25 protein-coding genes are annotated in these 25,305 nt (G+C 46.5%); 2 read left to right on the top strand and 23 right to left on the bottom strand.

All coding sequences use genetic code 11. The annotated features are described in order from the left end of the window. Position 1 precedes the first annotated feature (1 nt). Positions 2-787: a DUF4099 domain-containing protein gene (locus tag CSD97_RS12810; RefSeq protein WP_098032502.1), complete on the bottom strand. Its 786-nt coding sequence runs from the start codon at positions 785-787 to the stop codon at positions 2-4. A gap of 84 nt (positions 788-871) precedes the next feature. Between CSD97_RS12810 and CSD97_RS12805 the strand changes: the two genes are divergently transcribed. Continuing rightward, a complete protein-coding gene (locus CSD97_RS12805; protein ID WP_098032501.1) occupies positions 872-1,492 on the top strand; it encodes a glucosaminidase domain-containing protein in 621 nt (206 codons plus the stop codon). Here CSD97_RS12805 and CSD97_RS12800 read toward each other — a convergent pair. From CSD97_RS12800 to CSD97_RS12705, 20 genes are all read right to left on the bottom strand, one after another. Next, the gene (locus CSD97_RS12800) at positions 1,470-2,168 is read right to left on the bottom strand and encodes a TraX family protein (protein WP_098032500.1); all 699 of its coding nucleotides are present in this window, start codon (positions 2,166-2,168) and stop codon (positions 1,470-1,472) included. The genes CSD97_RS12805 and CSD97_RS12800 overlap by 23 nt on opposite strands. A gap of 2 nt (positions 2,169-2,170) precedes the next feature. Next, positions 2,171-4,480 (bottom strand): type IV secretory system conjugative DNA transfer family protein, encoded by a 2,310-nt coding sequence (locus CSD97_RS12795; RefSeq protein WP_098032499.1) that lies wholly within the window; start codon positions 4,478-4,480, stop codon positions 2,171-2,173. Positions 4,481-4,514: 34 nt separating this feature from the next. Beyond that, complete coding sequence (locus tag CSD97_RS12790) at positions 4,515-4,979, bottom strand: hypothetical protein (protein ID WP_098032498.1); 465 nt, start codon at positions 4,977-4,979, stop codon at positions 4,515-4,517. Beyond that, positions 4,976-5,863: a conjugative transposon protein TraN gene (gene traN, locus CSD97_RS12785; protein WP_098032497.1), complete on the bottom strand. Its 888-nt coding sequence runs from the start codon at positions 5,861-5,863 to the stop codon at positions 4,976-4,978. The genes CSD97_RS12790 and traN overlap by 4 nt, the downstream gene beginning before the upstream one ends. Before the next feature lie 53 nt (positions 5,864-5,916). Beyond that, positions 5,917-7,101, bottom strand: a complete 1,185-nt coding sequence (gene traM, locus CSD97_RS12780) for a conjugative transposon protein TraM (RefSeq protein WP_098032496.1) — start codon at positions 7,099-7,101, stop codon at positions 5,917-5,919. Continuing rightward, positions 7,098-7,607, bottom strand: coding sequence for a hypothetical protein (locus CSD97_RS12775; protein ID WP_098032495.1), 510 nt, complete (start codon positions 7,605-7,607; stop codon positions 7,098-7,100). Before CSD97_RS12775 ends, traM begins: the two co-directional genes overlap by 4 nt. A gap of 25 nt (positions 7,608-7,632) precedes the next feature. After that, complete coding sequence (gene traK / locus CSD97_RS12770) at positions 7,633-8,229, bottom strand: conjugative transposon protein TraK (RefSeq protein ID WP_098032532.1); 597 nt, start codon at positions 8,227-8,229, stop codon at positions 7,633-7,635. A 23-nt stretch (positions 8,230-8,252) separates the two neighbouring features. Continuing rightward, positions 8,253-9,374 carry a hypothetical protein gene (locus tag CSD97_RS12765; protein WP_098032494.1) on the bottom strand — a complete coding sequence of 374 codons (1,122 nt, stop codon included), beginning with the start codon at positions 9,372-9,374 and terminating at the stop codon, positions 8,253-8,255. Between the two features lie 47 nt (positions 9,375-9,421). Continuing rightward, entirely contained in the window at positions 9,422-10,108 is a 687-nt protein-coding gene (locus CSD97_RS12760) for a DUF5045 domain-containing protein (RefSeq protein ID WP_098032493.1), read from the bottom strand. After that, positions 10,098-10,784 carry a hypothetical protein gene (locus CSD97_RS12755; protein WP_098032492.1) on the bottom strand — a complete coding sequence of 229 codons (687 nt, stop codon included), beginning with the start codon at positions 10,782-10,784 and terminating at the stop codon, positions 10,098-10,100. The genes CSD97_RS12760 and CSD97_RS12755 overlap by 11 nt, the downstream gene beginning before the upstream one ends. Positions 10,785-10,813: 29 nt before the next feature. Continuing rightward, positions 10,814-11,554, bottom strand: coding sequence for a hypothetical protein (locus tag CSD97_RS12750; RefSeq protein WP_098032491.1), 741 nt, complete (start codon positions 11,552-11,554; stop codon positions 10,814-10,816). Next, positions 11,548-14,388, bottom strand: a complete 2,841-nt coding sequence (locus tag CSD97_RS12745) for a TraG family conjugative transposon ATPase (protein WP_098032490.1) — start codon at positions 14,386-14,388, stop codon at positions 11,548-11,550. The genes CSD97_RS12750 and CSD97_RS12745 overlap by 7 nt, the downstream gene beginning before the upstream one ends. A gap of 2 nt (positions 14,389-14,390) precedes the next feature. After that, a complete protein-coding gene (locus tag CSD97_RS12740; protein WP_098032489.1) occupies positions 14,391-14,681 on the bottom strand; it encodes a DUF4133 domain-containing protein in 291 nt (96 codons plus the stop codon). Between the two features lie 18 nt (positions 14,682-14,699). After that, positions 14,700-15,053 (bottom strand): DUF4134 domain-containing protein, encoded by a 354-nt coding sequence (locus CSD97_RS12735; protein ID WP_098032488.1) that lies wholly within the window; start codon positions 15,051-15,053, stop codon positions 14,700-14,702. A 112-nt stretch (positions 15,054-15,165) separates the two neighbouring features. Then, a complete protein-coding gene (locus CSD97_RS12730) occupies positions 15,166-15,618 on the bottom strand; it encodes a hypothetical protein (protein WP_098032487.1) in 453 nt (150 codons plus the stop codon). Between the two features lie 26 nt (positions 15,619-15,644). Next, on the bottom strand, positions 15,645-16,205 hold the full coding sequence (locus CSD97_RS12725; RefSeq protein ID WP_173675114.1) for a MarR family transcriptional regulator: 561 nt from the start codon (positions 16,203-16,205) through the stop codon (positions 15,645-15,647). Then, positions 16,202-16,618 (bottom strand): hypothetical protein, encoded by a 417-nt coding sequence (locus tag CSD97_RS12720; protein ID WP_098032485.1) that lies wholly within the window; start codon positions 16,616-16,618, stop codon positions 16,202-16,204. The genes CSD97_RS12725 and CSD97_RS12720 overlap by 4 nt, the downstream gene beginning before the upstream one ends. Before the next feature lie 18 nt (positions 16,619-16,636). Next, positions 16,637-17,434 (bottom strand): ParA family protein, encoded by a 798-nt coding sequence (locus CSD97_RS12715; protein ID WP_098032484.1) that lies wholly within the window; start codon positions 17,432-17,434, stop codon positions 16,637-16,639. 171 nt (positions 17,435-17,605) lie between these two features. Further along, positions 17,606-19,162, bottom strand: coding sequence for a relaxase/mobilization nuclease domain-containing protein (locus CSD97_RS12710; RefSeq protein WP_098032483.1), 1,557 nt, complete (start codon positions 19,160-19,162; stop codon positions 17,606-17,608). A 131-nt stretch (positions 19,163-19,293) separates the two neighbouring features. Beyond that, entirely contained in the window at positions 19,294-19,674 is a 381-nt protein-coding gene (locus CSD97_RS12705) for a hypothetical protein (protein WP_098032482.1), read from the bottom strand. Between the two features lie 843 nt (positions 19,675-20,517). On the opposite strand from CSD97_RS12705, the gene CSD97_RS12700 reads away from it, so the two are divergent. Continuing rightward, positions 20,518-20,736, top strand: coding sequence for a hypothetical protein (locus CSD97_RS12700; RefSeq protein WP_098032481.1), 219 nt, complete (start codon positions 20,518-20,520; stop codon positions 20,734-20,736). Positions 20,737-20,831: 95 nt separating this feature from the next. Here CSD97_RS12700 and CSD97_RS12695 read toward each other — a convergent pair whose 3' ends face one another. Beyond that, positions 20,832-22,325 (bottom strand): phage integrase SAM-like domain-containing protein, encoded by a 1,494-nt coding sequence (locus tag CSD97_RS12695; RefSeq protein WP_098032480.1) that lies wholly within the window; start codon positions 22,323-22,325, stop codon positions 20,832-20,834. Between the two features lie 203 nt (positions 22,326-22,528). Continuing rightward, positions 22,529-25,249, bottom strand: a complete 2,721-nt coding sequence (gene ppdK / locus CSD97_RS12690; protein ID WP_098032479.1) for a pyruvate, phosphate dikinase — start codon at positions 25,247-25,249, stop codon at positions 22,529-22,531. Between the last annotated feature and the right edge of the window lie 56 nt (positions 25,250-25,305).

Genomic DNA, 25,305 nt, shown 5'->3' with positions numbered 1-25,305 from the left:
ATCAGCGTTTAAGACCGTTGGTCGTTTTTTCTTCACGGGAAGGTTTTAAGTGGATGGCACGTTCTTTGGACTGGGCATCCACGACCTTCTGGTATTCCCAACGGTTCTTGTCCGTCATTACCAGACCCAAGTATTCGGGATGCTGTTCGTCATAACGGAGTTTCTGCTGCCGTTCCCACTCCTTCATATTCCCGTTAATGACCTTGAAGCCTTGCGGCTCTTTCAAGTCCACGCCCACAGATACCTTCTCTCCGCCTACATTGAGTTCGACGGGCTTTCCCTCGCGTACCTGTTGTTTCTGCCGGATGCCCAACTCAATGTCATTGACCTTCTCCATGTCTTTGAGTTTCTGCTCCAGTTGGATGTCCGTTACTTTGCGGTGGATGACCGATTTGGTCTCTGGGTCAAGCTGTAGATACTGCTGTGTCTTCTCGCCGTTTACCTCCACGGCTTTTTGAAGCACCTCGCCATTCCGTAGTCGTGCAGCTTCCTGTTCGGTTAAGCGAAGGACCTTGTTCCGCTCCACTTCAAGCTCCGCTCTGACCGGATAGGCGATAAGAGCCGGATTACCGTTCTTATCAGCGGTAAGCTGTAACTTGACAGGCAAAGTGATGATGTCGCCATTGTTGGCATTGATAGAGACTTGCATCAGCGGAGTAACCTCGCCGGACATCAGTCTTTCCTTTACCTCCTGTGGCAATAAATCCGCTTTCTGACGGTCAATGCCCAATACCGCCAACTTCTCGTAGGGCAGCATTTCGGATAAATTTCTGTTGTGTAATTCCATTTGAATGATGTTGAACTGTTAATTTTGTGGTGTCGTTACCGCTTGGATGTCACAAAATTATCCACATCAAATTCGAGAAAAGAAATGCGCAACACTATTCTGACAGCGATGTTCTTGATGATGGTGCCGGAAATGGCATCGACACAGTTCTATACGATAACGAAAGAGACAGAAATCAAATTGATTCAAGCCAGCGATAAGGAAAAGAGTATTGATAATAAGAAAGATACAACACCAATAGGCTCAAATAATGAACCGAAAGATACATTGAAAGTTCAACCGGATATTAGAACAAGCAAGCGTCCATATACCCAAAAAGTGGACGGTAAGACGTCCCAAAAATCTGAGCGAGTTAAATCAAACGGTCATCTTCCTGAATTGACGATACCTAATCTTTATACCGAAATTAAACGGAATGGCATATTATACCCCAAAGTAGTATTGGCACAAGCTATATTGGAAACTGGGTGGTTCACGTCTCCGCTGTGTAGGGATAGGCACAACCTCTTCGGACTGACCAATCCACACACCGGAAAGTATTATGAGTTTGACCATTGGTCGGAAAGTGTCCGAGCCTACTATAACAAGGTGCAGTACAAGTACAAACGAGAAGATGGGAACTATCTGCTTTGGCTGAAAAAGATTGGATATGCGGAAGCACCCGATTATGTTCCGGCTGTTATCAGTGTGCTGAAAATGTTATAGTACACCATATTAGTAGCAAGTGTGCCGGATAGAAAGCATAAAACCCATACTTGGCTGCATTGCCCTTGATAAATCCCCTTGTGCCATCATATAAGAAGATAACCATGCAAGCCAGCAAAGCACCGATGCTACCATAGTGCATCATCAATGGAAAAGTACAAGAAAGCTGCATCATCCGACCATAGGGAAAAGGAAGATTCATGTTTTGATTCCGTAACAAATTGAAAACGACAATCATCAATATCCCTCGCCACTCATAATCCGTTCCTAACCAGGTGGCGAAGCAAGCAATAGAGAGAATAGCAACCCCACAAAGGATGCTATTCCCTTTCATTTTATCCAGTACCGCCAAAGCTACCACACCTAAAGCCAACGTGAATATCACATTATGCGTACCATCCGCTCCGTTCAACAGATACCAAGGAATTTCACTCAATATGGCAAATGACAGGAGCTGTGCAAAGTACCTCTTTCGGTTATGCGTATAAGCGAAACCTTCCGCAATCAAGAAGGCGAACACCGGGAAAGCGATACGACCTGCACAGCGCATAGCATCATACATCATAGTATGTTCATCCATCAGGAAGTAGGCACAATGGTCTATCACCATTGAGATAATGGCGATAATCTTCAATGCGCTTCCGCTAAAGGTGGGTATCTTCGCAAGTCTTTCCATACTTAACTCATTCCAAGCAGTTCCTTGACCATATCCTCCACCTCCTGATTGACACGCTTGAAGTTACGGTTCAGCATAATCTCCTTCTCACGGTCATTCTTGAACTCATAGATTTTTGGGAGAGCCACATAGTGGTCTTCCTCCGCCTTAATCTTCTTCATATCAAAGTGGGTCTTACAGAAATACTTCGTGGTCTTGAACTCTTCCGACTGCTCGATGTCAAAGCTGTCCAGCATCTTGTCATCGGTGGCGGTAAAGTCACGTGCCGCCTGACCAGCCAGCCATCCTGTAGCCATATCCGCTATCTTCGCTGCCGGAACAAGGTAATCCATCTTCTCCGAGATGGTGGTAGATACCTTTTGGTCATTGATGGAGATTGAGCGTGAGGTCTGCTTCGCCTTGCCGAACACATCGTTCTGCGCCCACTCCAAGGTTTCCTTGTTACGTGCCGCTCCCATAAAGATGTTACCGCAGGTAGTGATAATCTTCTGCATACCCACCTTGCCATAGTCCGCTTCCAACTGGGGCAACTCCTGAAAGCCGAGAGTAACGGCTACCTTGTTGGAACGTGCCGTACCAATCAAACGGTCTATCTTATGGAAGTACAGAGTAGGCAGCTCATCCACGATGATACTTACCGGGATGTTTCCTTTGGAGTTTACACGTGTAATCAGTCGGTTCAGCACCAAAGCGTTCAGCGAACCGATTACCTGTTCCTTCTCCGGGTCGTTGGCGATGACCAGATAGCTGGGATGCTCCTTGTCAGAAATCTTCAAGTCAAAGTCATCCCCCGTAAATACCCAATAGGCTTCGGGAGATACCAACCTTGCGGCATTGACACGAAGCGTACCCACCATACCTTCCAATTGGTCATTCGCCTTGTTCTCGAAAGCACTCTTGAAGGGAGCCATCAAAGAGGCAATCTTATCATCCTGCATCAGGATGTTGAACACCTGGTCGTAAGACCTGCCTAAGAAAGAAAGCACATGGGGCATATCGGAATACTCCCCGGTCACGGTGTCCGGCTCAACCTCGTTGCCATATTCATCCTCATACCAACAGCGTTCAATCTTAATGAGCCTTTTGGTTCTATCTTTGTAAGAAAATCCGTTCAAGTCCACAAACATCCTGTCCTCGTCCGTAGAGACATCATTGCCGTTCTCATCCACGAAGTCCAACACTACATTTCCCTTCTCATCTATGGCATTAAAGTCATCCCAATTCCGAATGACAATCTCCAGTTTCTTTCCCTCCAGTAGAATATAGCGTTTCAGTTTCTTTCCGTTTCTGAATCCGACAGGGTGGAAGTTTACAAAAAAGTAAATGATAGCCGCCAAGAAATTCTCCGCAGAGTTGGTAAAGAACGCTTCCGAACCGCCTTTCTTTTCTCCACCTCCCTTGTTCAGAGAAGCCAACAAGGTAGCTGCCGTTTCCGAAGCCGCCGCCAAGTCAGGAATATACTTCCGTTGGATAGGATTGATACGGTCAGAATACTCCACATCCGTAAAGTTGATGGTGCGGAAACCACAGTTTTGTGGTAACCTACCGGCCTTACGATTCTTGCAGAACTGATAGAATAGCGTTTTGGCAAGTGTCGGGTACTTGAAATCGTACACCATCATGGCAAAACCCTTTGCCGCGTGCTGCCGTATAAACGGGTCTATGATACCGAAAGACTTACCCGAACCCGGAGTACCGAGAACAATAGTGCCACGGAAAGGATTGATGATATTAATCCAACCCTTGTGCATCTTACGCTTCCAATAGTATATCATCGGTATGTTTACCGAATAGTCGTTATTGGTAAGTACCTCAGACTGTTGGAAGGACTCGTTCTCGAAATTGAAACGGTCATCACCAACCTTATAGTTATAATACTTGGCGATGCCGTCCAATCCCTGATGTACCAACATGGTGCCCACGATAGAACATACGGCATAAAGAATGCGGTTGGCCGGGAATCCCATCCAACTCATTCCGAAGTCCATTTTGTGAAAGAGGAAGCAGAGTCCGACAAGGGTCAGTCCGGCTAATACGGGATAGATGACCATTGTCTTCACGTTGAACTTCAATGCCTTCTTCGCCTTTGTACCGATACACACTACACAGATGCAGACCAGTTCCACCATCTTACAACCCGAAACGGACGTGAACACAGGGAATCTGCCTAAGAGGTCAAGAATGAATTGCGTAATACGGTTGTCTGCCGAAATAGGCAGGTTCATAATAATCTCAATGATGAGAAAGATATAGATGCAGCTACGGAGGTAGTTATACATCTGCTGCTGTTCCCTTGTTTCTTCAAATGCCATAGTTCTTTATATTGATTTCTACAAACTCAAATAACTAAAACGGTATCTTCATGCCCAACAGCAACCCGTTACGAAAGGTGTCCCCATGCAGAAAGTTCACATTGTTCTTTTGGGTTATCACAAACTCACAGCCGTTTCTGAAAACGTAACTGTATTCAAAGCTCGCTTCCAGACCGAGAAAGAATTTCCTTTCCACCGCACCGAATTGAGGGCCGAAACGGAAACGAAGCATACCGTTCTTGTATCTTGCCAGCCTTTGTTTATACACGATACCTCCATCCCAGAAGTAACCTTTCCAAAAGTCATGCTTCCTCCAATGGTTACCCACCTCGCCATATAACTCCACGGCATTGCCGTAGGATAGCGGATGCTCATAACCGACCGTAGCATTCAACGTAGAGGGAAACTGAAAGCCTGCATTTATCGTGAACTTGGCATTTTGTGCGGATGCGCCTATGGTACAAACCGCACATAGTAGAATGAATAATAGCTTTTTCATTGTTCGACAGAGTATTTGATGTAATGGTAAGGATAGTAATCGCAGTTCTTCAATATGTCCGAGTCAAAGCCGTCGGCATTGAGGATGTCCTCATATTCGATGGTCAGCACGATTACACGTCCGCTGATTTGGTTCTCTGAAATCTCCAGTCTCAGCACTTTCTCGTCAGGGAAAGTCAGTTTGGGAAGCACCAACACATTGCGGTAGTTCTTTTGGAACTTCTTGGCATGGTTGAGTGAGAACACCGGAGTCAGCTCAATAGTCTGGGAGTTGGTAGCCTTGCTCTGTTTCTTGTCGGTCAGCTTCACACGTAGTTCCTCAATATCATAAGGTATCTTCGTCTTGTTCTGCAACGAGTAGTCAATGAAGAAATAATCCCCGATGGCATAGATGTTATTGACCACCGCTTTCATGCCGTGCGCCTTTGATACCACTTGATTGAACTTGCGGTCACTGCCATAGACCGCCCACGCATAGCGGGCCATTTCCGACATAGGCATAGACACCTCCGGGTTGATGTAGGATTGCGTATCACTGTATGGGACTTGGAAGATGGACGCCGCCAATGTAGGGGATTGTGTATAAACAATGTCATACTGGGCAATATGCCGCTCTCCAATCAAGGTAAGCGTACCCAACAGTTCATCTTCCTTATAACTGCATATCGAAGTGGAATCGTTCTCTTGAAAAGGTTTGATGCGTACAATGTTGTCGGCACACTGGTTGCCGATAATCTTGGGAGTGGAAATATCCACCAACTTAATGTTCTCCGGCATGACGATGTGGGTGGTCACTCCGCTATTGACATAGATTCTTTCGTTGGCAGATGCGTTGCCTACGAAACAAAGGACACAGAGAATGAAAAGAATAATCTTGGATTTCATAGAAATAATTGCTTATGTTATTACTGATATTTTATTATGAACTCTTATAATCCTTACCTCGCTTCATCCGAATTTATCAAATAGACAATGGTATTGTACTTGATTTTCGCCTTGTTCTTTCGGATATTGGAAGATATGGCCGACGATGCCGAGTTATACATATTCTGCAAGGTCTGCAGGGCGATGGCTTCAGCCGATATGCCGGTTTCATAGCCGCTTCCCGAATTAAAGCTGATGTTCTGTTGCACCGCATTAGAGCCGGCATCCTTCACGAAGTCACGGAACTGGGATTCGGGAACATAGAAACCTTCCATACCGTCATTGTCAAAGACGGACAGATTGACCTTGACGAACTTGTCCCCAATCAGGATGCTGGTGATGGCCGCACGTACACGCTGCTGTCCGAAGCCTGTGACCGTTCCATAAAGGTAAGTGCCTTTCTTCAAATTGATGCCGCCAACCGTCACATCATCCAACAGTTTGAAGCGAAGCCGGGTGCCTTCACGTGCCTTGGTGGTCTGGTCTATCATGGCACGAATCAGTTTGGCATCCACCGCATCGTCCGAAGAAGAGACCGTGTGAAACTTGTCCGCATTGGTATCGGAGGATTTGATAACCAGCTTGGGACGGTTGCGTTCTTTCTCTTCCCGTCGTACTTTGGCTAAGGAATCGGCACGTTGCCTTTGCAGGGCTTCTTCCTGCTCCGGGGTGGTTATACCCAGTCCGCTTTCAATGGCTTTCTGCCGTTCATAGCTCCTGCGTTGGATTTCCTCCAAATCTTGGGCAAATTCATCCTTTGAGGTATAACCATTGGTCGGATTATCGCCATAGGCATATTCATTGATATGCTTTCGGGATTCCGCAAGGGAACGCTCCAACTCCTCCAGTTCCTTCTGCTGACGGATGCGTTCTGCTTCGGCTGCATCAAGCAGATTCAGTTCCTCTTCGGTATAACCATGCTCCAGTTCCTCGGTCTCATTCTTTTCCTCGCCGATAGCACCGACTGCGGTAAAGGCATCCTCGTCACCGAAACGTCTTGACATCTCATACATCTTATCTCCGGCTTCTTCCGCTTGGGCTTCGGGAAGTTCCATGTTGATGCGGTCGGTGGCTACCGACTGTTCGGTATCGCCCGAACTCTTGAAGGTCTGCATCACGAAGTATATCAAGGCGCACAGCGGCACGAACACCACCAGTGGGAAGATATACTTGGGTTGTTTGAAATTGATTTTAATCATTTGTTCTCATTATTATTAAGGGATTTTACAATGTTTTCGAGCTGTCGGTATCGTTGGATGATACGGGCGGAATCTATCCTTGACTTATTGGGGACGGCAATCATCGAATCCAATTCCTCACGGAGTTCCTGACCTTGGGCTACCAAATCCATCAGCGTATTGCGCTGGATGTCCTTGTTTGCCTGTATGGTATGGAAGCCGCTGAAAAGCGGTTCCATGTTGGAAACCATACTGATATTGGACTCGTTTAATTCATTTGAGGTACTTGGTAAATATGCTTTAGCTCCACTTATCCAAATGTCGCCCATCAAAACAAAAGCCAATGTTCCGGTTACATAAGCGAATGTCCGCTTCGGATGTTTGGTTGCCCATGCGTTAGCCAAACGGATTCTTGCCGCCAACCGATACTTCGTACCGATTGCTCCCATCTTGGGTTGCAGCCATGCCCGAACCTGTTGGTGGGTTTTCAGGCGGCCCTCATGCAATGTCTTTCTGAGTGATTTCATTGTTGTTTTATTGCAGTGCTATTCGTTAATAATCCAAATCCTTGTTCTCGATGGTGCGCCAGTTGGTAATCATCAGTCCGTGGGGATTGTTCCGCGTCCTCGGCACATTCTCCACATACCCGGTCGTTACCATCGTCCGTTTCAAGTCACGGGTGCGCCGCTTGATAAGCTGCGTGCCGTAGTAGGTGAACTTCCGTTCATGCTCGTCAAACCGGATGGAGTCGCACATAATCGTGCAGACTGCCGATGACGATATGATGTCGGAATAAAACCCGTTCTCGTCCATCGCCTGTTTCTGCTTCAAGGCTGTTCCGTCTGCCATATACATCGCTTTGCCGACCGTCCACTTGATATAGTCGTTATCGGGTGGCAGGTTGAAGAAGTATTGATGAAAGAGCTGGATGTGGGCTTTCGCCTCCATGGTGAAGTTCGCTTCCAGCTTGGCCCGTTCCGCCAAGAAAGGAATATCACCGTCCAATACATATATCTGCTGCCGCTCCTTGGTAACCAAAGAGATGCAGCACCAGACGGTAAAGCCGCAGATAACGGCGCAACCTCCGATGGTTGCGAGTACCGTCATCATGGCAAGTTTTGTTTTCTGCGCTAATGATTCTATAAGCATATTCATTCGTTTTTAAATTATATTCACTTGGATTTGAAAACGGAACCTGCCGCACCTGCCGTTGCGCCGACCGCGCCTCCGGCTACGGAGCCTGCCGTCGCTGCCATGCCTGTCACGGTAGAACCGGCCGCAGAAGCCGCACCTGAGCTTACACCGCCCGGTATCAGCCAAGAAGCCACTTCGGGAACGAAGCGAATAATGTAGGCACCCACCAGCATACCCATCGCATACATACAGTTAGAGCCAATACCTTGCAATCCCAATGCCCCAATCTGTTCCCACGAATTGACAGAGCCATGCAGGAGGTGGTTGTAGGCTACCATGTCCTGCTGTAGATTGTACAACAGGATGAAGTCAATGTAGTAAAGGCACATATAGGTGACGAATCCCCATAACGAGAGGGAAAGGAATTTTGACATCCATTGACTCCATGCCGAACTCCAAGGTGGGGCCAGTGATAATGCGAACATGATTGGGCAGAATATCATCATAATGGCGATGAATATCCGTTGCGCCACCAGTATGCCGTAATAGGACATCTGGAATATCAGTTCACCGATAAAGCGTATGACATCGTTGATCCACTCGCTGACTTTTGTTTCGGCTGCCACAGCCGCACGTTGCGCATAGTTATTGATGGTACTGCCCAAGTTTTCCACGTTGTAGATGAGCTTGTCCCACCAGGCGGCATCTTCACCGATAGCGGCCACCTGTTTGGCGGTTGCAATGGAATCTTGAACGGCTCTCAATCGGTCTAGGTATTCGCTCTGCTTTTGTGCTACCTTTAGCTCAAAAGCAGCCACCTCCTTGTTTTTGGAGTGTGCCATCGCTTTGGTGGCTGACTCCAATCCCTTGCCCGGTACTTGCAATGCGGAGCAGATCCATGACGAGGAAGAGATACAGATGGAGATACCGACAATGCGCAGGAGCTTCATCACATCCATGCCGCGCCGTCCGAGTATCATCATCCAACATTCGTAAGAACCTACACAAAGGGCAAGCAACAGTCCGATGATGCGTGCCAGTCCGACCGCATCGCCCAACACCGCCACATTCGGGAAGGTTTCCATAGCGACCAACAGCTTATCCAGACTCTCGTCAATGGCGGGCAATCCTATGGTCAGGAAAATTGATAATACATTCATGTTTGATTATTTTTTATTGTTGTCATTTCATTACCTCTTATGATTTATCAATAATGCGTGGCAGCTACCGCACACAGGTGGGCTGTCTGGTTCACTAATTCCTGCATTTTCGTCTTAGCTTCCTCGTAGGCTTGCTGCCGTTTGGCATTCTCCAGTCCGTAGCCGACACCTGTTTTATGGATATAGGCGATGCCGGAACAAAGGATTTCGTTCTGCCGGCTCAACTCGTCCACCTGGTATTTGAGCTTGCCGTCACTCTTCTTCATGCAGTAGAGAAGCCCGTCCGTAATGCAGTCCTGCATACGGTCAAACTCGTCCTTGTAGGAAGCGTAGGTCAAATCAACCGACCTGTCAGCCTCACGAACCAACTCTTCCTTGTATAGTTCCTCAATGTACTTTCGTTCCGTTTCCACCTTCTTCACTTTCTGCCGTTGGGTCTCTTCTGCCGTTACACGGGTAGGCATGATGCGCTTGACATTGGAATCCTTTTCCTTGAAACGGACACAGAAACCTGAATTAAAGCCTGCCCATTTCCAATACATTTCCGCACCGGAATACTTGTTGTGCAGGAAATAATAGTACCAGTCGGGGGCGAAGTTCCAAGGCCCGTTCTCCATGGACTTCCATTGTTTCTCTTTCTCCTTGTCACGGGTTGGACGTTGGGCAAAAGAACTGAATGGCATTGTCAGCATCATCATATAAAGCAATGTCCTTGTTATATTTTTAACCTGCATATCCTTGATTCCATTTATTGATTACTTTATTCGCTATCTCGTCCTTGACATTGGAGTTTAAAATCTCCCATATATAATCCGGTTTCCAACCGCAATCTGTTATCAGGAAACAGTACAGATTGGCATTGTCAATGATGTACCGTACCCTGTCGATGGAGGTTTTGAGGGTCATTACCAGATTCAGTTTCTCATCCATACTCGCCTTCATCAGGTTGATGCCCGAAGCTGCCACGGAAGCATAGAGTTTGTAGCAATGGCTTATCTCCCTTGATATGGCGACATTGGCATCCGCATAGTACCAACCGACAAATGGTTTCTTCGATACATGCTTGAAAGTATTGCCAGTAAAGTCCTTATACTCTTTGACTAACTGATAGAGCGAATTGGCGGTGCTTGATATGGCACCTGCCAGTACAAGGTACGAATGAGCATTGCCCAACTTGGTATCGAGCGTAGTCCGCACATCGTTGAACTTGATGGCTCCCTTGGCTACAAGCGACTGCTCCCCAAAGCTGGTAGCCACCCGTTTCAATGCTTGGTCTTCATCCTTCTTCACGGCTTTGTGAAGGGCAATCAGAGCTTCGATGGTCGGAAGGTCTTTCGGGAGAATAAAGGCGAAGGACTTTGCCGGAAGGAGCATTGCAAGCATTATACCTATTATTATATAGTGTTTCATACTTCTTGAACTTATAGGTTACATACTCCTCAATAGTTAGACGCTACCAACCTGTTCCAGTCATTGATAAGCCCACCGACATTGTTCTTCATTGTCACCACATTTGCCCAACCCTCCGGGTCAATGGCAAAGAACAAGTCATTGGCTGTAGCATACTGAGCCATCAGGATCATCCCTTCCACTTTGTAACGTATCTCCAAAAGACCGGAATAAACAGAATTGGCAAGCGATAATCGTTCATAGCGGTCAAGCATATTATAACCGTCACTTTTCTTCTCAGCCGTGCCTTGTCCTTTAAGGGGATTCTGTACCGTGGTATTGTTCACGATATTCACGAAGTTGCCCACCAATTGTTGGGTTTCCGTCACAAGGTTGCCCAGTTCATTCAGGCATAGCAACTTGTTGGAGAACTTCGCCTTGTTTATCGTTTTTATAAGCTCCGGTACATCTTTGAGGATGTCGTAGGCGCATAGTCCAATCTCCTTGTAGTATTTGCTCTCCGTACCGAAGCCCGACACGTTCTGCATCGTCACCTTGTAGAGTTCCTTGATGGTAGCCATGCTCACGGTATAGAGTTCCACCTTCTTTTTCTTCTCGGTAATGGAGTCCAAACGCTGGTTGTGCTGACCCTCAATCAGTTTTTGAGAGGCAAGGTTGCTGGCTACCACCTTGATGCAGTTCTTGTCTATGACTACCTTCCAAGCAGCGAATAAATTTGGAGTGGCCACCATTATTATGAGTGCCACAATCATCATTTTAATTCTTACCATAACGACATCACTTTTTGTTGTTGATTGACTTTTCTTGCAAATACCAGATACTTGTTACCCCCGGCTTGCTTCCTGTCCGCCTCGATTCTCGTGATTGCCTCCTGCATATTGCCATAATAGGCAAGGTAAATCTTCAAGGCTTCCTTCTCGACCCGCTCAGTAGTGTATGCCCAGTAACATTCGGGCGGTTCCTCCACACCATAAACATCGGAGTTCTGTCCCCGGCATATCCAAACCTCCTTGAAGTAATTGCGCCCCTCACGGTTGTTCAGGGCATTGACGGTAAAAATCTGCTGCCGCTGGATTTGGGTCAGTCCCAATATGGCGGCTATCTCATCGTATCTGTCCTTGAACTTGGTCTGGTCTAACAGTACCTTCACATCCGAGTTGTTGATGATGGCTTCCTTTACGATTGGTGAGTCTATCACGTCATTCAATTCCTGAGTGACCACTCCGGCTATGCCGTGGAACTTTCTTACCGTTTTATAGAGGTACTTGATGTACTCTGCCATCGTAGGCGAAGCAATCGCTTTCCACGCTTCCTCGATTATCAATGCCTTGCGGCCTTTCTTGATACGCATCTTCTGAAGGAACACGTCCATGATTATCAGCACCACAATAGGGAAAAGTACGGGATCATCTTTTATTTTGTCAATTTCAAAGACGATGAACCTTTCATCAAAGAGGTTTACATCCAAGTCGGAGTTCAGCGTGGTTTCCAACTCGCCACCTCGGTAGAACTGCTTCAAGATGGCGGCGAAGTCCCGGATGCCGAAACTGATTTTCTCCTGCGAGGTGATTTGCGGGATACGTTCCAAGGCAAACTCATAGTAGGAGTTAAAGGACAATTCCTTTACTCTCAACCTGCGTTTCTGTACTTCCAGGTAATCAATCTGCTTCTCAATCTTTATCAGGAAAGAGTTCTCATAGAGTTCCTTCTTGAATTTCTCCATAATGCACAAAGCACGCTCCCTTTCTGCCTGGGTAGCCCCTTGGTCATGGGCAAGCGCATTTAGGGAACGGTATTGACGAATCAGCTTTTGCCTGTGAGCCTCGGTTGGCAACATCAACATACGGTTCTCCTCAACCTTGGAAGGAGGCTCTTCCGTATTATTTATCAGTTCGTCTATGTCCTCCATCTTGGTAGAATAATTATCATAGTCTTCTTCCATCTTTGCGTCCACCAGCAACTTCTGACGCAAGCCTTCGCGTTCCTTCTCTGTGAACTTCTCAAATGGATGGAAATAGGCATCGTAATACTCCACGATGGTTTGGTTCACCAGCATATCCTCAATTTTAGAAGGTAACTCGTTGCCTTTGAATATCAAGAATATGAGTGATTTCAAAAAATTCTTCTTCTCGCCAAAGTTTAATTCGTATTCCTCTTTCGTCACTTTGAAGGGGTTCATGGAGATAGGCTTCTCCTTGGTATAAGAGATATACGTGCCGCCGAAGTAACCACAGATACCCTCGTATGAATCTCCCGTATCGACCATCACCACATCCGTATGCTGTTCCAACAACTGACGGACAACCGAGTTTGTATGAAAAGACTTTCCGCTTCCGCTGGGTCCGATGCAAAAGAAATTGGAATTGTCGGTCATCTTGACTTTGCCTTCCTTGCCGGTGAAGTCTATGCAGACAGGCAATCCCTGACGGTCGGTATAGTAGGTGGTCAAAGGTGTCTGCTCAGACTCCTTTAGATGCTCTTTGAAGAAAAAGCATAATGCCGCATCGGATAAAGTCAAGAATAAATCGTAGTCAGAATTGAAAGCGTAGGCATTGCCGGGAAAGCTATCCGTGAAAAGTTCCAACTGATTGTAGGCAGTCCTTGACGGCATGATGCCACACTCATATAACTTGGTTTCCAAATACGATGTAACCGGGGTTACTTTATCCACGGGACAACTGACTAAGATATTGAAGTTCGTATATACCAACATGGAACTATCCACGGCAAGCCGGTTCAATACCTCCTCGATGTCTGCCTTGGCTATCTTGTTGCTGGGGTCGGGCATGGATCCATGACGCTTCGCCTTGCCTTGTAACTTCCTTAACAGTTTTCTCTGATTGGGTATCTGCACTACTTGGTTAAATACCACACAATCCGAGAAAGGAATGTTGGTCAGGAACGAGAACAGGTCAGTGGCGATAGGATAGCCGTTGATGTTCGTCTGCGTATAGGGCTTGATGACCGATGGCAGGTTTATCTCGTCTATATCCACCAAAGGATAGGAGCGGATAATACGATTGCCGGTTCTCAGGTATTCGTCCGAAGCCTTGAAGTTGGTCATGGAGAATGCCCCGTGCCGGAACTGGAATGCCATGAAGCGGTGGCAATACTCGTCCGCTTCAACTTTGGAGAGCTTGTGATGCCGGATGCCCCGCTCGGTCAGGATGTCATCCACCTTGGAAACCTTCGTATGGAAGTCCAGCCACGTCTTCGGGTCGTACTGCACGAACTGGCTGCGCTGCGCCTCCTGTGTCACTATCAGGTACGTGCGTATCTCCGTGAACTCTCTTCCCTCGAAATAATTGAAATAGCTCCGGGTCAGGAACTCCGCATCTTCCGGTACGTCATGGTGGTAGGCTTGTTTGCAGAGGATGTCCTGCTTCTGCAGGGCATAGCCCTCGCCGAGGGTCTGCACCACATTGGAGAGCACATCCTGAAAACGTATGTACTGCCCGGCATCGGTACAGAGCTGCTGCACCGGGTTGGTCATCTCGAAGATGACGGACGGATCGCCCTTGGCTGAAAAAAGGACGACATTGCCGTCCGTTTCCTCCAGCCCAGAATAGAGACCGTCAAAGACTTTTTTCTTGGTTTGTGCCATAATTAGGAGCTTTTTCTCAGTTTGTTGTAAATGAAAATTCCCTTGTCTCTCCGCTTGTTGTGCAGTCCCCCGCGCTGTTTGACGAAGATGGTCACCAGCCCGATGACTGCCATGACAAGCATGGCGACGAATCCGGCGAGCTTTCCCAATACAATGGAAAAGAGTATGAATCCGACAAACGACACACCGATGGCCAATGCCGCCAACGTGAGGAAGCGTCCACGAATGCCCATGAACTCCAGCGGTTTTTGCAGTCCCTTGAATACGGGAAATCCCTCCTGATTCATCGTCATTCTATGGTTGCGTCATTGTTATTTGAAGAACAACGGAAGAGCCTCGGACAGAGCGATGAAAGCGATACAGCCGCCGATGGTGAGCATGATGGTCTTCTTCACGTCCTGATCACCATTTGACATCTTGAAATACACGTTGAAAGCTCCCACCAAGGCGATTACGGCAGCGATTGCCTTCATCAGGTTGGAAACCGGGGTCTGGTAGGAACTGATTTCAGTGGTGGCTTTTGTGAAGCCGGCCGCACCCTTGCTTGCCGCCATCATGTCACCGACTGAGATAGTAAGTGCGGCTACCGCCAACACGCTTTTCTGTGCGAAAGAAGAACCCATGAATCGGTCATACGCACGTTTTACTTTTTTCTTGAATTGCATTTTCTTGAACTTGTTTATTTGATTTCATCACCAAAGGAACAGAGGTCGCTAAAGGAACGTGTGGGCTTCTTTTTCAAGAAGGTATATATGGTTTGTCGGGTAAGTTTGCCTGTTATCTGGCATTCTCACAATCAATAATAACCAATCCTAAATCGCAAGCTGTAGTTTCTGTCAGCTTATTTATTTCGTTAATAAGGTCTTCAACCAAGATACCATCAGTCATAATAGGGTCACGATGACCGGGACGTTTGAATGTTTTTTCGGAGTTGGATTCAGGCTGTTCTTCTTGATTAGGCTGAACATTATCTTTCTTATTTTCTGTTTCATTAGAATCGGAGTTCATTTGTCCTTCCGTTTCATTCTCTTTCTGCTTAGGTTCATCCCGGCTGATTCTGAATGGCTTGAAGGTCTTTGCTTCATCCGATATGTCTATATCTTCTTCTGATTGCGATTCCAGTTCCGCAGCCTGTACTGCCTTGGCTTTCAGGATGTCAAGGACAATCAAAGCGGCATAGTAGAACAAGAGGACGATGAAGAGCAGGAATACTATTTGTCCGTATTGCATGGTGCTATGTTATTATAAGGTGAATACTACTTGTAAATTGGCAGGAAGCTCAATCCCAACTTGACAGCTTTGCTTTCCAGCTTGGTCTGACGCTCGAAGTTGTCCGTGGCATATAACAGGACACGCTCGCCACATACGACATATCCCAGGCTTTTGAGCCGTGAGCGGATCCTTACCCTTGCCCGGTTGGAAACCACTTTGAGCTGCGTCAGCGGTTCAAGCCCAAATATCACGTGCCGCCTTTCCCGTTTAATCAGCTCAATACGGGTTTGGGATAGGATGAAGGAAGTTTCCGTCCGGCTGCGTTTCAGTCCCAGCTTGGCGGCGATATTGCATACACTCGACCTGCTTATCCCCAAATCGCGGGCCATTTGCGTGAATGACTTATAATGGAAATGCCTGCGGATATAGTCTGCACGCTCCATCCATTTCGTCTTGGCGACTTTGGCCAACCCAAGTTTACGTGCTTTCTGCTTGACAAGGGTCTCGCTTACTCCCAATGCCATAGCAGTATGGGAGGTTGTTTCCACCGGGTACAGCTCTGTCAAGAGAGTTGTCATCCGGTCAGTCCATTGAATTGTCCTCATGCTTTTGCCTCCTTATAGTTGGTGAAAAGCGACTTGTTATCACGGCGGTACTGCGCAAGCTGTGGCAGGTAGGTCTTGAAGAACGTGCGGACAATGGCGTTCACCATGTCGGAGCGGCTGCGGTTATGGATGTTGCACTCGTCCAGTGAATCGGCAAGGTCACGGTCTAACTTGCAAATCATCCTTTCTCCTTTATCTTCCCGGGTATCGCTGTCAAGATAGGACAGGAAGTTTTGCCAATAGCCGGAGTTATCCGATAGCGGGATGAGACGTTCTTCTGAACTTTCCTTTTGGGATAGAGTAACTGCCGGCTGTTGTTCGATAGCCGTTTCCGTATGCCCATCTGTAAGTGTCATTTCGGGGTCATTGATGCCTTTAAGAAGGTCGTCTATTTCGGGAATGTCTTTTGTCATTGCTATATATGTTGATGGTTATTGTTGATTGTCATTTTCTTCCGGTTGTTTCTCTTTCGCTTTACCTTTTAATTCCGCCTCCAGATTCCCGGTCAGTTGTATTCCTGTCAGTTTAGGTTCACGGATGGGTGCTGTCGTATCAAAGATGTAGGAATAGATACGCTCAAAGACGGGGGTAACGATACCCGCCTGCTTATCCAAAGCCGCCATCGTACTGAAACGCTCCATGTCGGCACGTTTGGGAATCCGGCCCGTTACAACCCCGTAGTTGCAGAAGGTCTCTCTGGTATTCTCCCAAATGACCAGTTCGGAGCGTTTGCCCACTCTGCCGTCATGCAGGTTGGGGACAATGAAAAGCTGTGCCTTCATGTTTCCGCCAACGGCTTTTCGCAGGCGGTCTATGAACATCAGGAAGCTGGCGGTGGAGGGGACAGTCATCAGGTCATAATGGAAAGGCACAACGATAATGTCCGAGTTTACGAACATCGGCACCAGCCCGTCCGCTTGCAGGCTGCCGGGGGAATCCATCAGCACGACATCCAGACTCAAATCATTGTGTATCTTCTCTATAAGGGAAATAATAGCTTTCTTGTCGTTGGCTTCGTATGACAGCACATCATAGGGCACATACTGCACATCGTATTTCTTGATGTCAGCCTTGCGGCACTTGATGATGGAATGCTGGAAGTCGCAATCGACTATGGCGACACGCACTCCCTTCGTCACCAGATAGTTGGCGAAGGTCACGCAGAGGGTGGTCTTGCCCACGCCTCCTTTTTGATTGGCGAATGTTATTATGACCGGTGTCTGTATCATTTCTCCGTGCGATGAATTATTTTAAGGCAAAATTACCGTGCGTGTAACCGGAGAAACGAAATGCGCAACACTTATATGTCCTCGGTCAAACTAACCGGGGTATAAAAGTTCATGCTATCGGGGTATCACTGTTTGATGCGTCCGAAAACTGGACGGCAGCACGTCCCTTTTTTATCGCTTCAAGGAATGTCCGTCATCAATATCGTCATAGTTACCTTTCTGTCCGACTTCCCATTCCCGTTTTTCGTAGCGGCTTCCTTCTCCATGGTCACGCATCTTGTTATGACTGGAGAGAGGCTTACGGGCAGAGTGTTTCGGGCTGGATTGTTGTTGTTTAACCGGCTTCCTTTCCTGTCGTTCCAGATTGAAGCCCTCTTCTGATAGATTGACGATGATATGGCTCTTGAAGTTGATGGCGTATGTGGCATCTTCCTCTTGACGGATGATGAAGCCTTCCTCACGAAGGGGACTTCTGACAGAGATAATGGTTTCGTCTGAAAAGATTTCTTTCAGGTTATTGACAGCATCCGAATGGGATTGCGTTCTTTCTGACGAGAGGGCAACAAGGTCGGGACGGTTCACTTTATAGATTTTGCAAAGCAAATCACGTTCCGCCTCTGTGGTGGGTTGGAACTTCTCAACCAGCTCGATGCGGTTGTTACGGTCTATGGCTTCCGCCATAAACGGTTTCAAGGGGCGGGATTCTCTGTTGAAATAGATGACACCTTTCTTTATATAGGCATGATGCTTCTTCAATTTCTGGAATATCTCGCCCTGCGTTATCTTGGGATTGAGGGTGAGCAACCGGTCAATGAAATCCTCCATGCGGTCAAAGCGTTGTTCGGGGGTAGCGAAATCCAACAGCTCTTCTACAGCCAGCACTCTTGCCCCGTGGATGACGGTCTTATTGGCGTGGTCAACGAGTATATAGCCGTATGCCGCATCCTTCTTTCCCAAAAATACGATGTCGATGCCGAACTTGGTTTTCAATTCCTTTTGCAGTTCTTCCTTGTTGGAACATACGTCACGATACTTTTTGAGGATGCCCCGAAGCTGGCGGTTACGCGCTCTGTTGTAGTAGCCTTTCTTATACAATGCCTCAATGTCGCTAAGAGGAAGTTTCTTCTGTACCTTGCCACCATGTTTGACAAAGACAGTGCCGTCTTTCTGATAAGCTTCATAGCCCATCGAAGTCATTATCGCTTTGAATTGGGCAAAAGAGGAGAAGGTATATTGTTTGGCAGCATTTAAGTCTTGCTCCACTTTCTGCTTCCTGTCATTCCCAAGTATGCGGTCAATCACTTCTTGTGAGCGTCTGCGCTCATGGCCGTGCAATATCTTCTTGCCGTCAGGGGCGATACGAGAAGTCACGATATGCAGATGGGTATTATCTGTATCATAGTGGGAATAGACCAGCAAGGGTTGTCCTTCCTCGCCATATCCCATTTCTGACAAGTAACGGTGGGTAAAGTCCAGTAGTTCCACTTCCGTCATTTCATGCCCCTTGCAGGAAAAGGCAACATGGAACTGTGCCTTTTGGATTCGGGTGTTTCGGGAAGTATATTCCTGAAGGTATGTGACCAGTTCCTCCGGGGTCGGCTTGCCGAATGTACCGAGTGTGCCGAAGTTCTGCATTTCGAGCATACGGGCAACTCCTTTCGCTACTTTACGTTCATTGTAACCGACTGCGTGGAAGTTCGAGCTTCCGGGTAATATGGTGGCTATCATACTTGGGAATGTTTATCTTTGGATAATGTGACTATGGTGTTCTGATACAATGTAACCGTGGTTACTCGGTATCTCGATTCTTTGATTCCTGTATATCGGGATATATAATAAGGTATAGGGAAACTCATAAACTATAGTTTGACAGCCTTACGTGTCACGGTTTCAAGGTTTCTCTTTATCTCGTTCAGTGTTTTCTGGGTTTCAAGGATAACCGGCATCAAGACCTCCCGGATATAGCTGGGTGGAAGTAACCCGGCTACCGCAAGTTCATTGGCTCTCTTGACCGACTGGTTCAGGTTACTACCTGCCCAGGATAGTTCATCCCGGAACTTTCGGTAAAACTCACCAAGGTTATTGATTAGTTCTAACCGGTGTCTGGCATCGGTGTCTGAATATTCTGTCAATGCTGCACGTATGTAGTCAGCGACAGGTTTTCCCTTCGCTTTTTCTTTAAGCGTGGACTGTTCCTCCGGGGTCAGTCGCAACTGATAAACTTTAGTTCTTCGTTTCATCTTACTATGATACTTTGGTAAATGGGGATGTCCGAACCTTCTTTCGCAGGGCGAAACAGCGATAAAATCGCTCCGATGCGGCAGCAGTCGGCAAGTCACCTTTTCAGGACGAAACGGAGTTTTGTAATGACAAAGGTACAACTTGCTTGACAAATCCTGCAACGCAGGTCACGGTCTCCCGGGTCCTTTTTGACACCAAAATTAACGCAGAAAAACGCCTTGCAGGGAAATGCGCAACACTTTTGTTTGACGACAGGCATTCCATAGACTGGAGAGTGCAAACTACCATAGTTCAAGAAACTTCAGTTATTGGGGTATCTGAAATATCGGTCTCTGGATAATACGACCAATCATTTGAAGAATACCATTTTCAACATCCATGGTAACTACGAAAAAAGAGATACAATCTCCCATTGCTTGGATAATCATGTTACTTGAATAGTCAGAACAATGTATCATGAAATTCCGATGACCACGGTTTCATGGTTGAACGGAAAAACGATATGCCGGTATCTCTGTTGTTGTTTCCCTTTGGTGTTCGGTATCACGATAAAAGGAATATACCAACCATAACCGGAGGAAAAAGAAGTGCTGGAAGACGTGGTTCAGTGATAGTTTTAGTCCATAGATATATTGGACTGAGGTGTCGGAATATGGTTATGCTTATTGTCTCAATATCCAAAGTTTCAAGATTTCAACATTCTGATTTTCAAGTATAAATATGTTGTAAAATCGTATAATATATAGACTGAAAAACTTGCATAACTCGTTGATTTTTACTACTTTCACATACAAATAAGCCTCCTTTCGAGAGGTGCAGTGTTGATATAAAAATTACAGATTATGCCATTCTATATATTGTTGTTCCTGTATCTTGCTCCGGTATGTCTTGCCGTATATTGGCTGACAAGGCTGGTGGTCTGGATTATCAAGAAGATATTCCAATTAGTGGTTTGGATTGTGAAGTCTTTCTTTGTCCTGCTTGGCAGATTGTTGTTCGGCTCTGTTTCCACAGATAGAAAAAACAGGCAGCCATACGATTCCCGGTATGACAGAAAATGAAACCGTGCCAATCACAAACGGCTGGCACGGCTTCATTATGGTGGGTTGGATTTGTTCCCTATATGTTGCTAAACTTGTTTTGGGAGTTGGCAGAACTAAAAACCTTTGCCCTTGTATCTTTCATATACAGCTTCGTTCTGTGTATCACAATTCGTGAAACGGAATTGTACAGGGCAACCTACCGGAATATCATTGGGTAACTTCTTTACGAGTGCTGTTATTACATCATCCACTGTACCAAAACCAATATCCGTTAATTCTGCTACAATTCTACCTTTAAAATAGGCGCGACCGTAAATCATCATTTTTTTACTGATACGGAACATTTTATCCTTTGGCATATCAATATCACACGCTTTTCCTTGCTTACTTCTTTTATCGCTGAAAAAAATAAAGTCGATAACTTTGGCATTGAGTTCCCAAGCTGGAGTAAAATCGAGTTTGACATAACCTCTTGTTATATTAAAGCCATGACTATGATTCATACCAAAAGCCACCTCATACAGATTGGCATCACAATCATTCTGTGCAATGGTTGCCCATGTATGCCTAAACGTATAGAAGCAATAATATTTTTCTTTCTTCATGCCCATATCCTCACATATCTTCCGAATACCAATATTCACATTAGCATTGAAACTATCGGAGTTCTTATATCTCTGATGAAAGTTGAATAAGTATTCCTCTTCTTTACCGGAGAGATATTTCTCAAATGTCGTTTGTATGAATGGTTCAACTCTCATTTCCATGTAGGCTTCATCCCTTCGGCTATGACGGGTCTTAGCTCTTTTATAACTGATAATGCCAGCGTTATAATCTTCCTTTTTGAGTTCGTACAAATCAACGGTATTGATTCCTCCTAAACACAATGACAAGAGAGCCACGTCTCTACCAAGTTCAGGAATAGGCAAAACCATTTTTGACTGAGGGAGAGGATGATTGAAAAATTCACGACACGCTTCTGCACTGATAGCACGTTTTTCTGTGTTATCGGACTTAGGGATAGTTATTTTCAGCCACGGATTGAACTTTATACGGATGAGACCAAGTTCATCGTCATTCAAATCTATAATAGCTTTTTTGAAAATCTGCCGAACACAAGTAGGGTACATTTCTTTTGCCCGGTTGGTTTGAGAAAGGCTTTCCAGCCACTTCTTTAATACGGCGGTAGTCAAGTGCCCAAACATGATCTGTGTAGTTCCAATGAACCGCTCCAGATGACCAACAGCAAGTCGGTAGTTCTTTGCGTTCCGCTCATGTCCTTCTCTTTCCATTCGGGCTATGAATTGAGAAGCATACTCGCTAAAACAAACGTCCTCGTCTGAATGAAGTAAATAATCTATCAAATCTGAAACAGAGAAGTTCGTAAAGTCCTTCTTGTTCATGATTTCACTGAAACGTAAAATCTGCCGTGAGCAGTATTCGTTTACTACCGGGTCTTTGATGTCACCTGACTTTAAAAGTTGTTTGTCAGTAACAATCTTGCCTGTGCTGATGTACCCCATTTTAGTGCGATGAACCACGCGGATATACACCGGGTAAAAACCATCAGCTCTTTTCCTTCTTACAACAGTTTTGAATGTAGTCATAATCAATTATTTAAGTTAATAAATTCATTTGTATGTGTTGTGTATGTGCGTATGTTCATTTTTGTATGTATTTGGTATGTGTTACCCGTTTATTTGGCTCGATTTTTGCGGTCAAATGAACGAACCGTCCAAAAACAGATTAGGCTGTAATGCCTATTTCTCAGTGCATTACAGCCTAATACAATAATTAGTTATCTAACCGCTTATTCCTCTATTGCAGCCTGCGCCGCAGCCAGACGTGCAATAGGCACACGGAACGGAGAACAGCTGACATAATTCAAGCCAACTTTGTGGCAGAACTTCACAGAAGAAGGTTCACCTCCATGCTCGCCGCAAATACCGCACTTCAAGTCCGGACGGATAGCACGTCCCTTTTCAGTAGCCATGCGCACCAACTGTCCTACACCATTCTGGTCGAGTACCTGGAACGGGTCTACTTTCAGAATCTTCTTCTCCAGATAAATCGGGAGGAAGGAAGCGATATCGTCGCGTGAATAACCAAATGTCATCTGAGTCAAGTCGTTCGTACCGAATGAGAAGAACTCGGCAGAGGAAGCAATGCGGTCGGCAGTCAAGGCGGCACGCGGAATCTCAATCATTGTACCTACCTTGAAGTCGATGCTGTCACCCACTTCTTCAAACAACTGGGCAGCCTCAGCACGAATCACTTCTTCCTGCTGCTTGAACTCATACAAGATACCGGTCAGAGGCACCATGATTTCAGGATGGGTTTCAACACCTTCCTTCTTCAATTCCAAAGCAGCACCCAGGATGGCACGCGTCTGCATCTGTGTAATTTCAGGATATGTATTTCCCAAACGGCAACCACGATGACCCAACATCGGATTATGCTCACAAAGTGCCTCAACACGTTGCTGGATATACTGGAGGCTTACGCCCATCGTATCTGCCATTTCCTGCTGTCCCTTCAGGTCATGGGGAACAAACTCATGCAAAGGAGGGTCGAGCAGACGCACCGTCACCGGACAACCGGCCATTGCTTTGAAGATGCCCTTGAAGTCAGCTTGCTGGTAAGGAAGAATCTTAGCCAGAGCCTTGCGACGTCCTTCGGCGTTTTCTGCCAGAATCATCTCGCGCATGGCTTTAATCTTCTCGCCTTCGAAGAACATGTGTTCCGTACGGCAAAGGCCGATACCCACCGCACCAAAATTGCGTGCCACTTCTGCATCGTGAGGAGTATCCGCATTGGTACGAACCTGCAGCTTCGTATATTTGTCTGCTAAATCCATCAGTTCCGCAAAGTCACCGGACAGCTCAGCCGCTTTTGTCTCCACCTTGTCTTTATATACTTCACCGGTGCTTCCGTTCAAGGAGATATAGTCACCTTCTTTCAACAGTACACCATCCACTTCCACTGTACGCGCCTTGTAGTCGATGTTCAAGGCACCTGCACCAGACACACAGCACTTACCCATACCACGAGCAACCACTGCCGCATGCGAAGTCATACCACCGCAGGCAGTCAGGATACCTTCGGCAACTGCCATACCTGCCAAATCTTCCGGAGAAGTCTCGATACGTACCATCACCACACGCTTGCCGGCAGCATGCCATTCGGCAGCATCATCGGCAAAGAATACGATTTGTCCCGTAGCGGCACCCGGAGAAGCGGGAAGACCACGAGTCAACACCTTAGCTTGTTTCAGAGCTGTCTTATCAAATACCGGGTGGAGCAGTTCGTCCAACTTATTGGGCTCACAACGCATCAATGCAGTCTTTTCGTCAATCATACCTTGATGGAGCAAGTCCATGGCAATCTTCACCATAGCGGCTCCGGTACGCTTACCGTTACGGGTCTGGAGGAACCAGAGTTTACCCTCTTGTACTGTAAACTCCATATCCTGCATATCACGGTAGTGATTTTCGAGTTTTGTCTGCAAAGCATCCAGTTCCTTATAGATTTCCGGCATAGCCTCCTCCATGGAAGGATATTTGCTGACACGTTCTTCTTCGCTTACACCGGCTAATTCAGCCCAACGTTGAGAACCGATTTTTGTAATCTGTTGCGGAGTACGGATACCGGCAACCACGTCTTCACCTTGTGCATTAATCAAATACTCGCCATTGAAAAGGTCTTCACCGGTAGCAGCATCGCGGCTGAAGCAAACACCCGTAGCAGAGCTCTCGCCCATATTACCGAATACCATAGCCTGAACGCTTACGGCAGTACCCCATTCGTCAGGAATTCCCTCCATCTTACGATACAAGATGGCGCGTTCGTTCATCCAGGAGTTGAATACGGCACAAACGGCACCCCACAACTGCTCGTAGGCACAAGTCGGGAAGTCTTTTCCGGTTTGTTCTTTCACCGCAGCCTTGAACTTCTTCACGAGTTCCTTAAGGTCTTCCACCTCAAGCTCGTTATCCAGCTTCACGCCTTTAGCATGTTTCACCTCTTCTATAATAGCCTCGAACGGGTCTACATCTTCCTTGTTCACCGGTTTCATGCCCAGCACCACGTCGCCATACATCTGCACGAAGCGACGGTAAGAGTCCCATGCAAAGCGTGCATTGCCCGTCTTGCGCGTCAGGCCTTCCACCACTTCGTCATTCAAGCCAAGATTCAGGATAGTGTCCATCATGCCCGGCATGGAAGCGCGCGCACCCGAACGTACGGAAACCAGCAACGGATTCTCCACATCACCGAATTTGGAACGCATCAGTGTTTCCACATGGGCAATGGCTTGTTCAACTTCATTCTTCAACAGAGCAACGACTTTATCCTGCCCCATTTCATAATATTCCGTACAAACTTCTGTCGTTATTGTAAAGCCCGGAGGAACCGGAACCCCTATAAGGTTCATTTCTGCAAGGTTGGCACCTTTCCCACCCAAAAGGTTTCTCATATCGGCCTTTCCTTCTGCCTGGCCGTTACCAAAGGTATAAACTCTTTTTTTGTCCATAATATAAATTTAAAGTTTTTGATAGTGATTTTCTCTTTTTTCTGTTCGCAAATCTA

Source organism: Bacteroides sp. AR29 (assembly GCF_900217715.1).
Classification (GTDB): Bacteria; Bacteroidota; Bacteroidia; order Bacteroidales; family Bacteroidaceae; genus Bacteroides; species Bacteroides uniformis.
The sequence above is the reverse complement of the archived record's forward strand: the minus strand, read 5'-3'. Positions and strand labels throughout refer to the sequence as shown.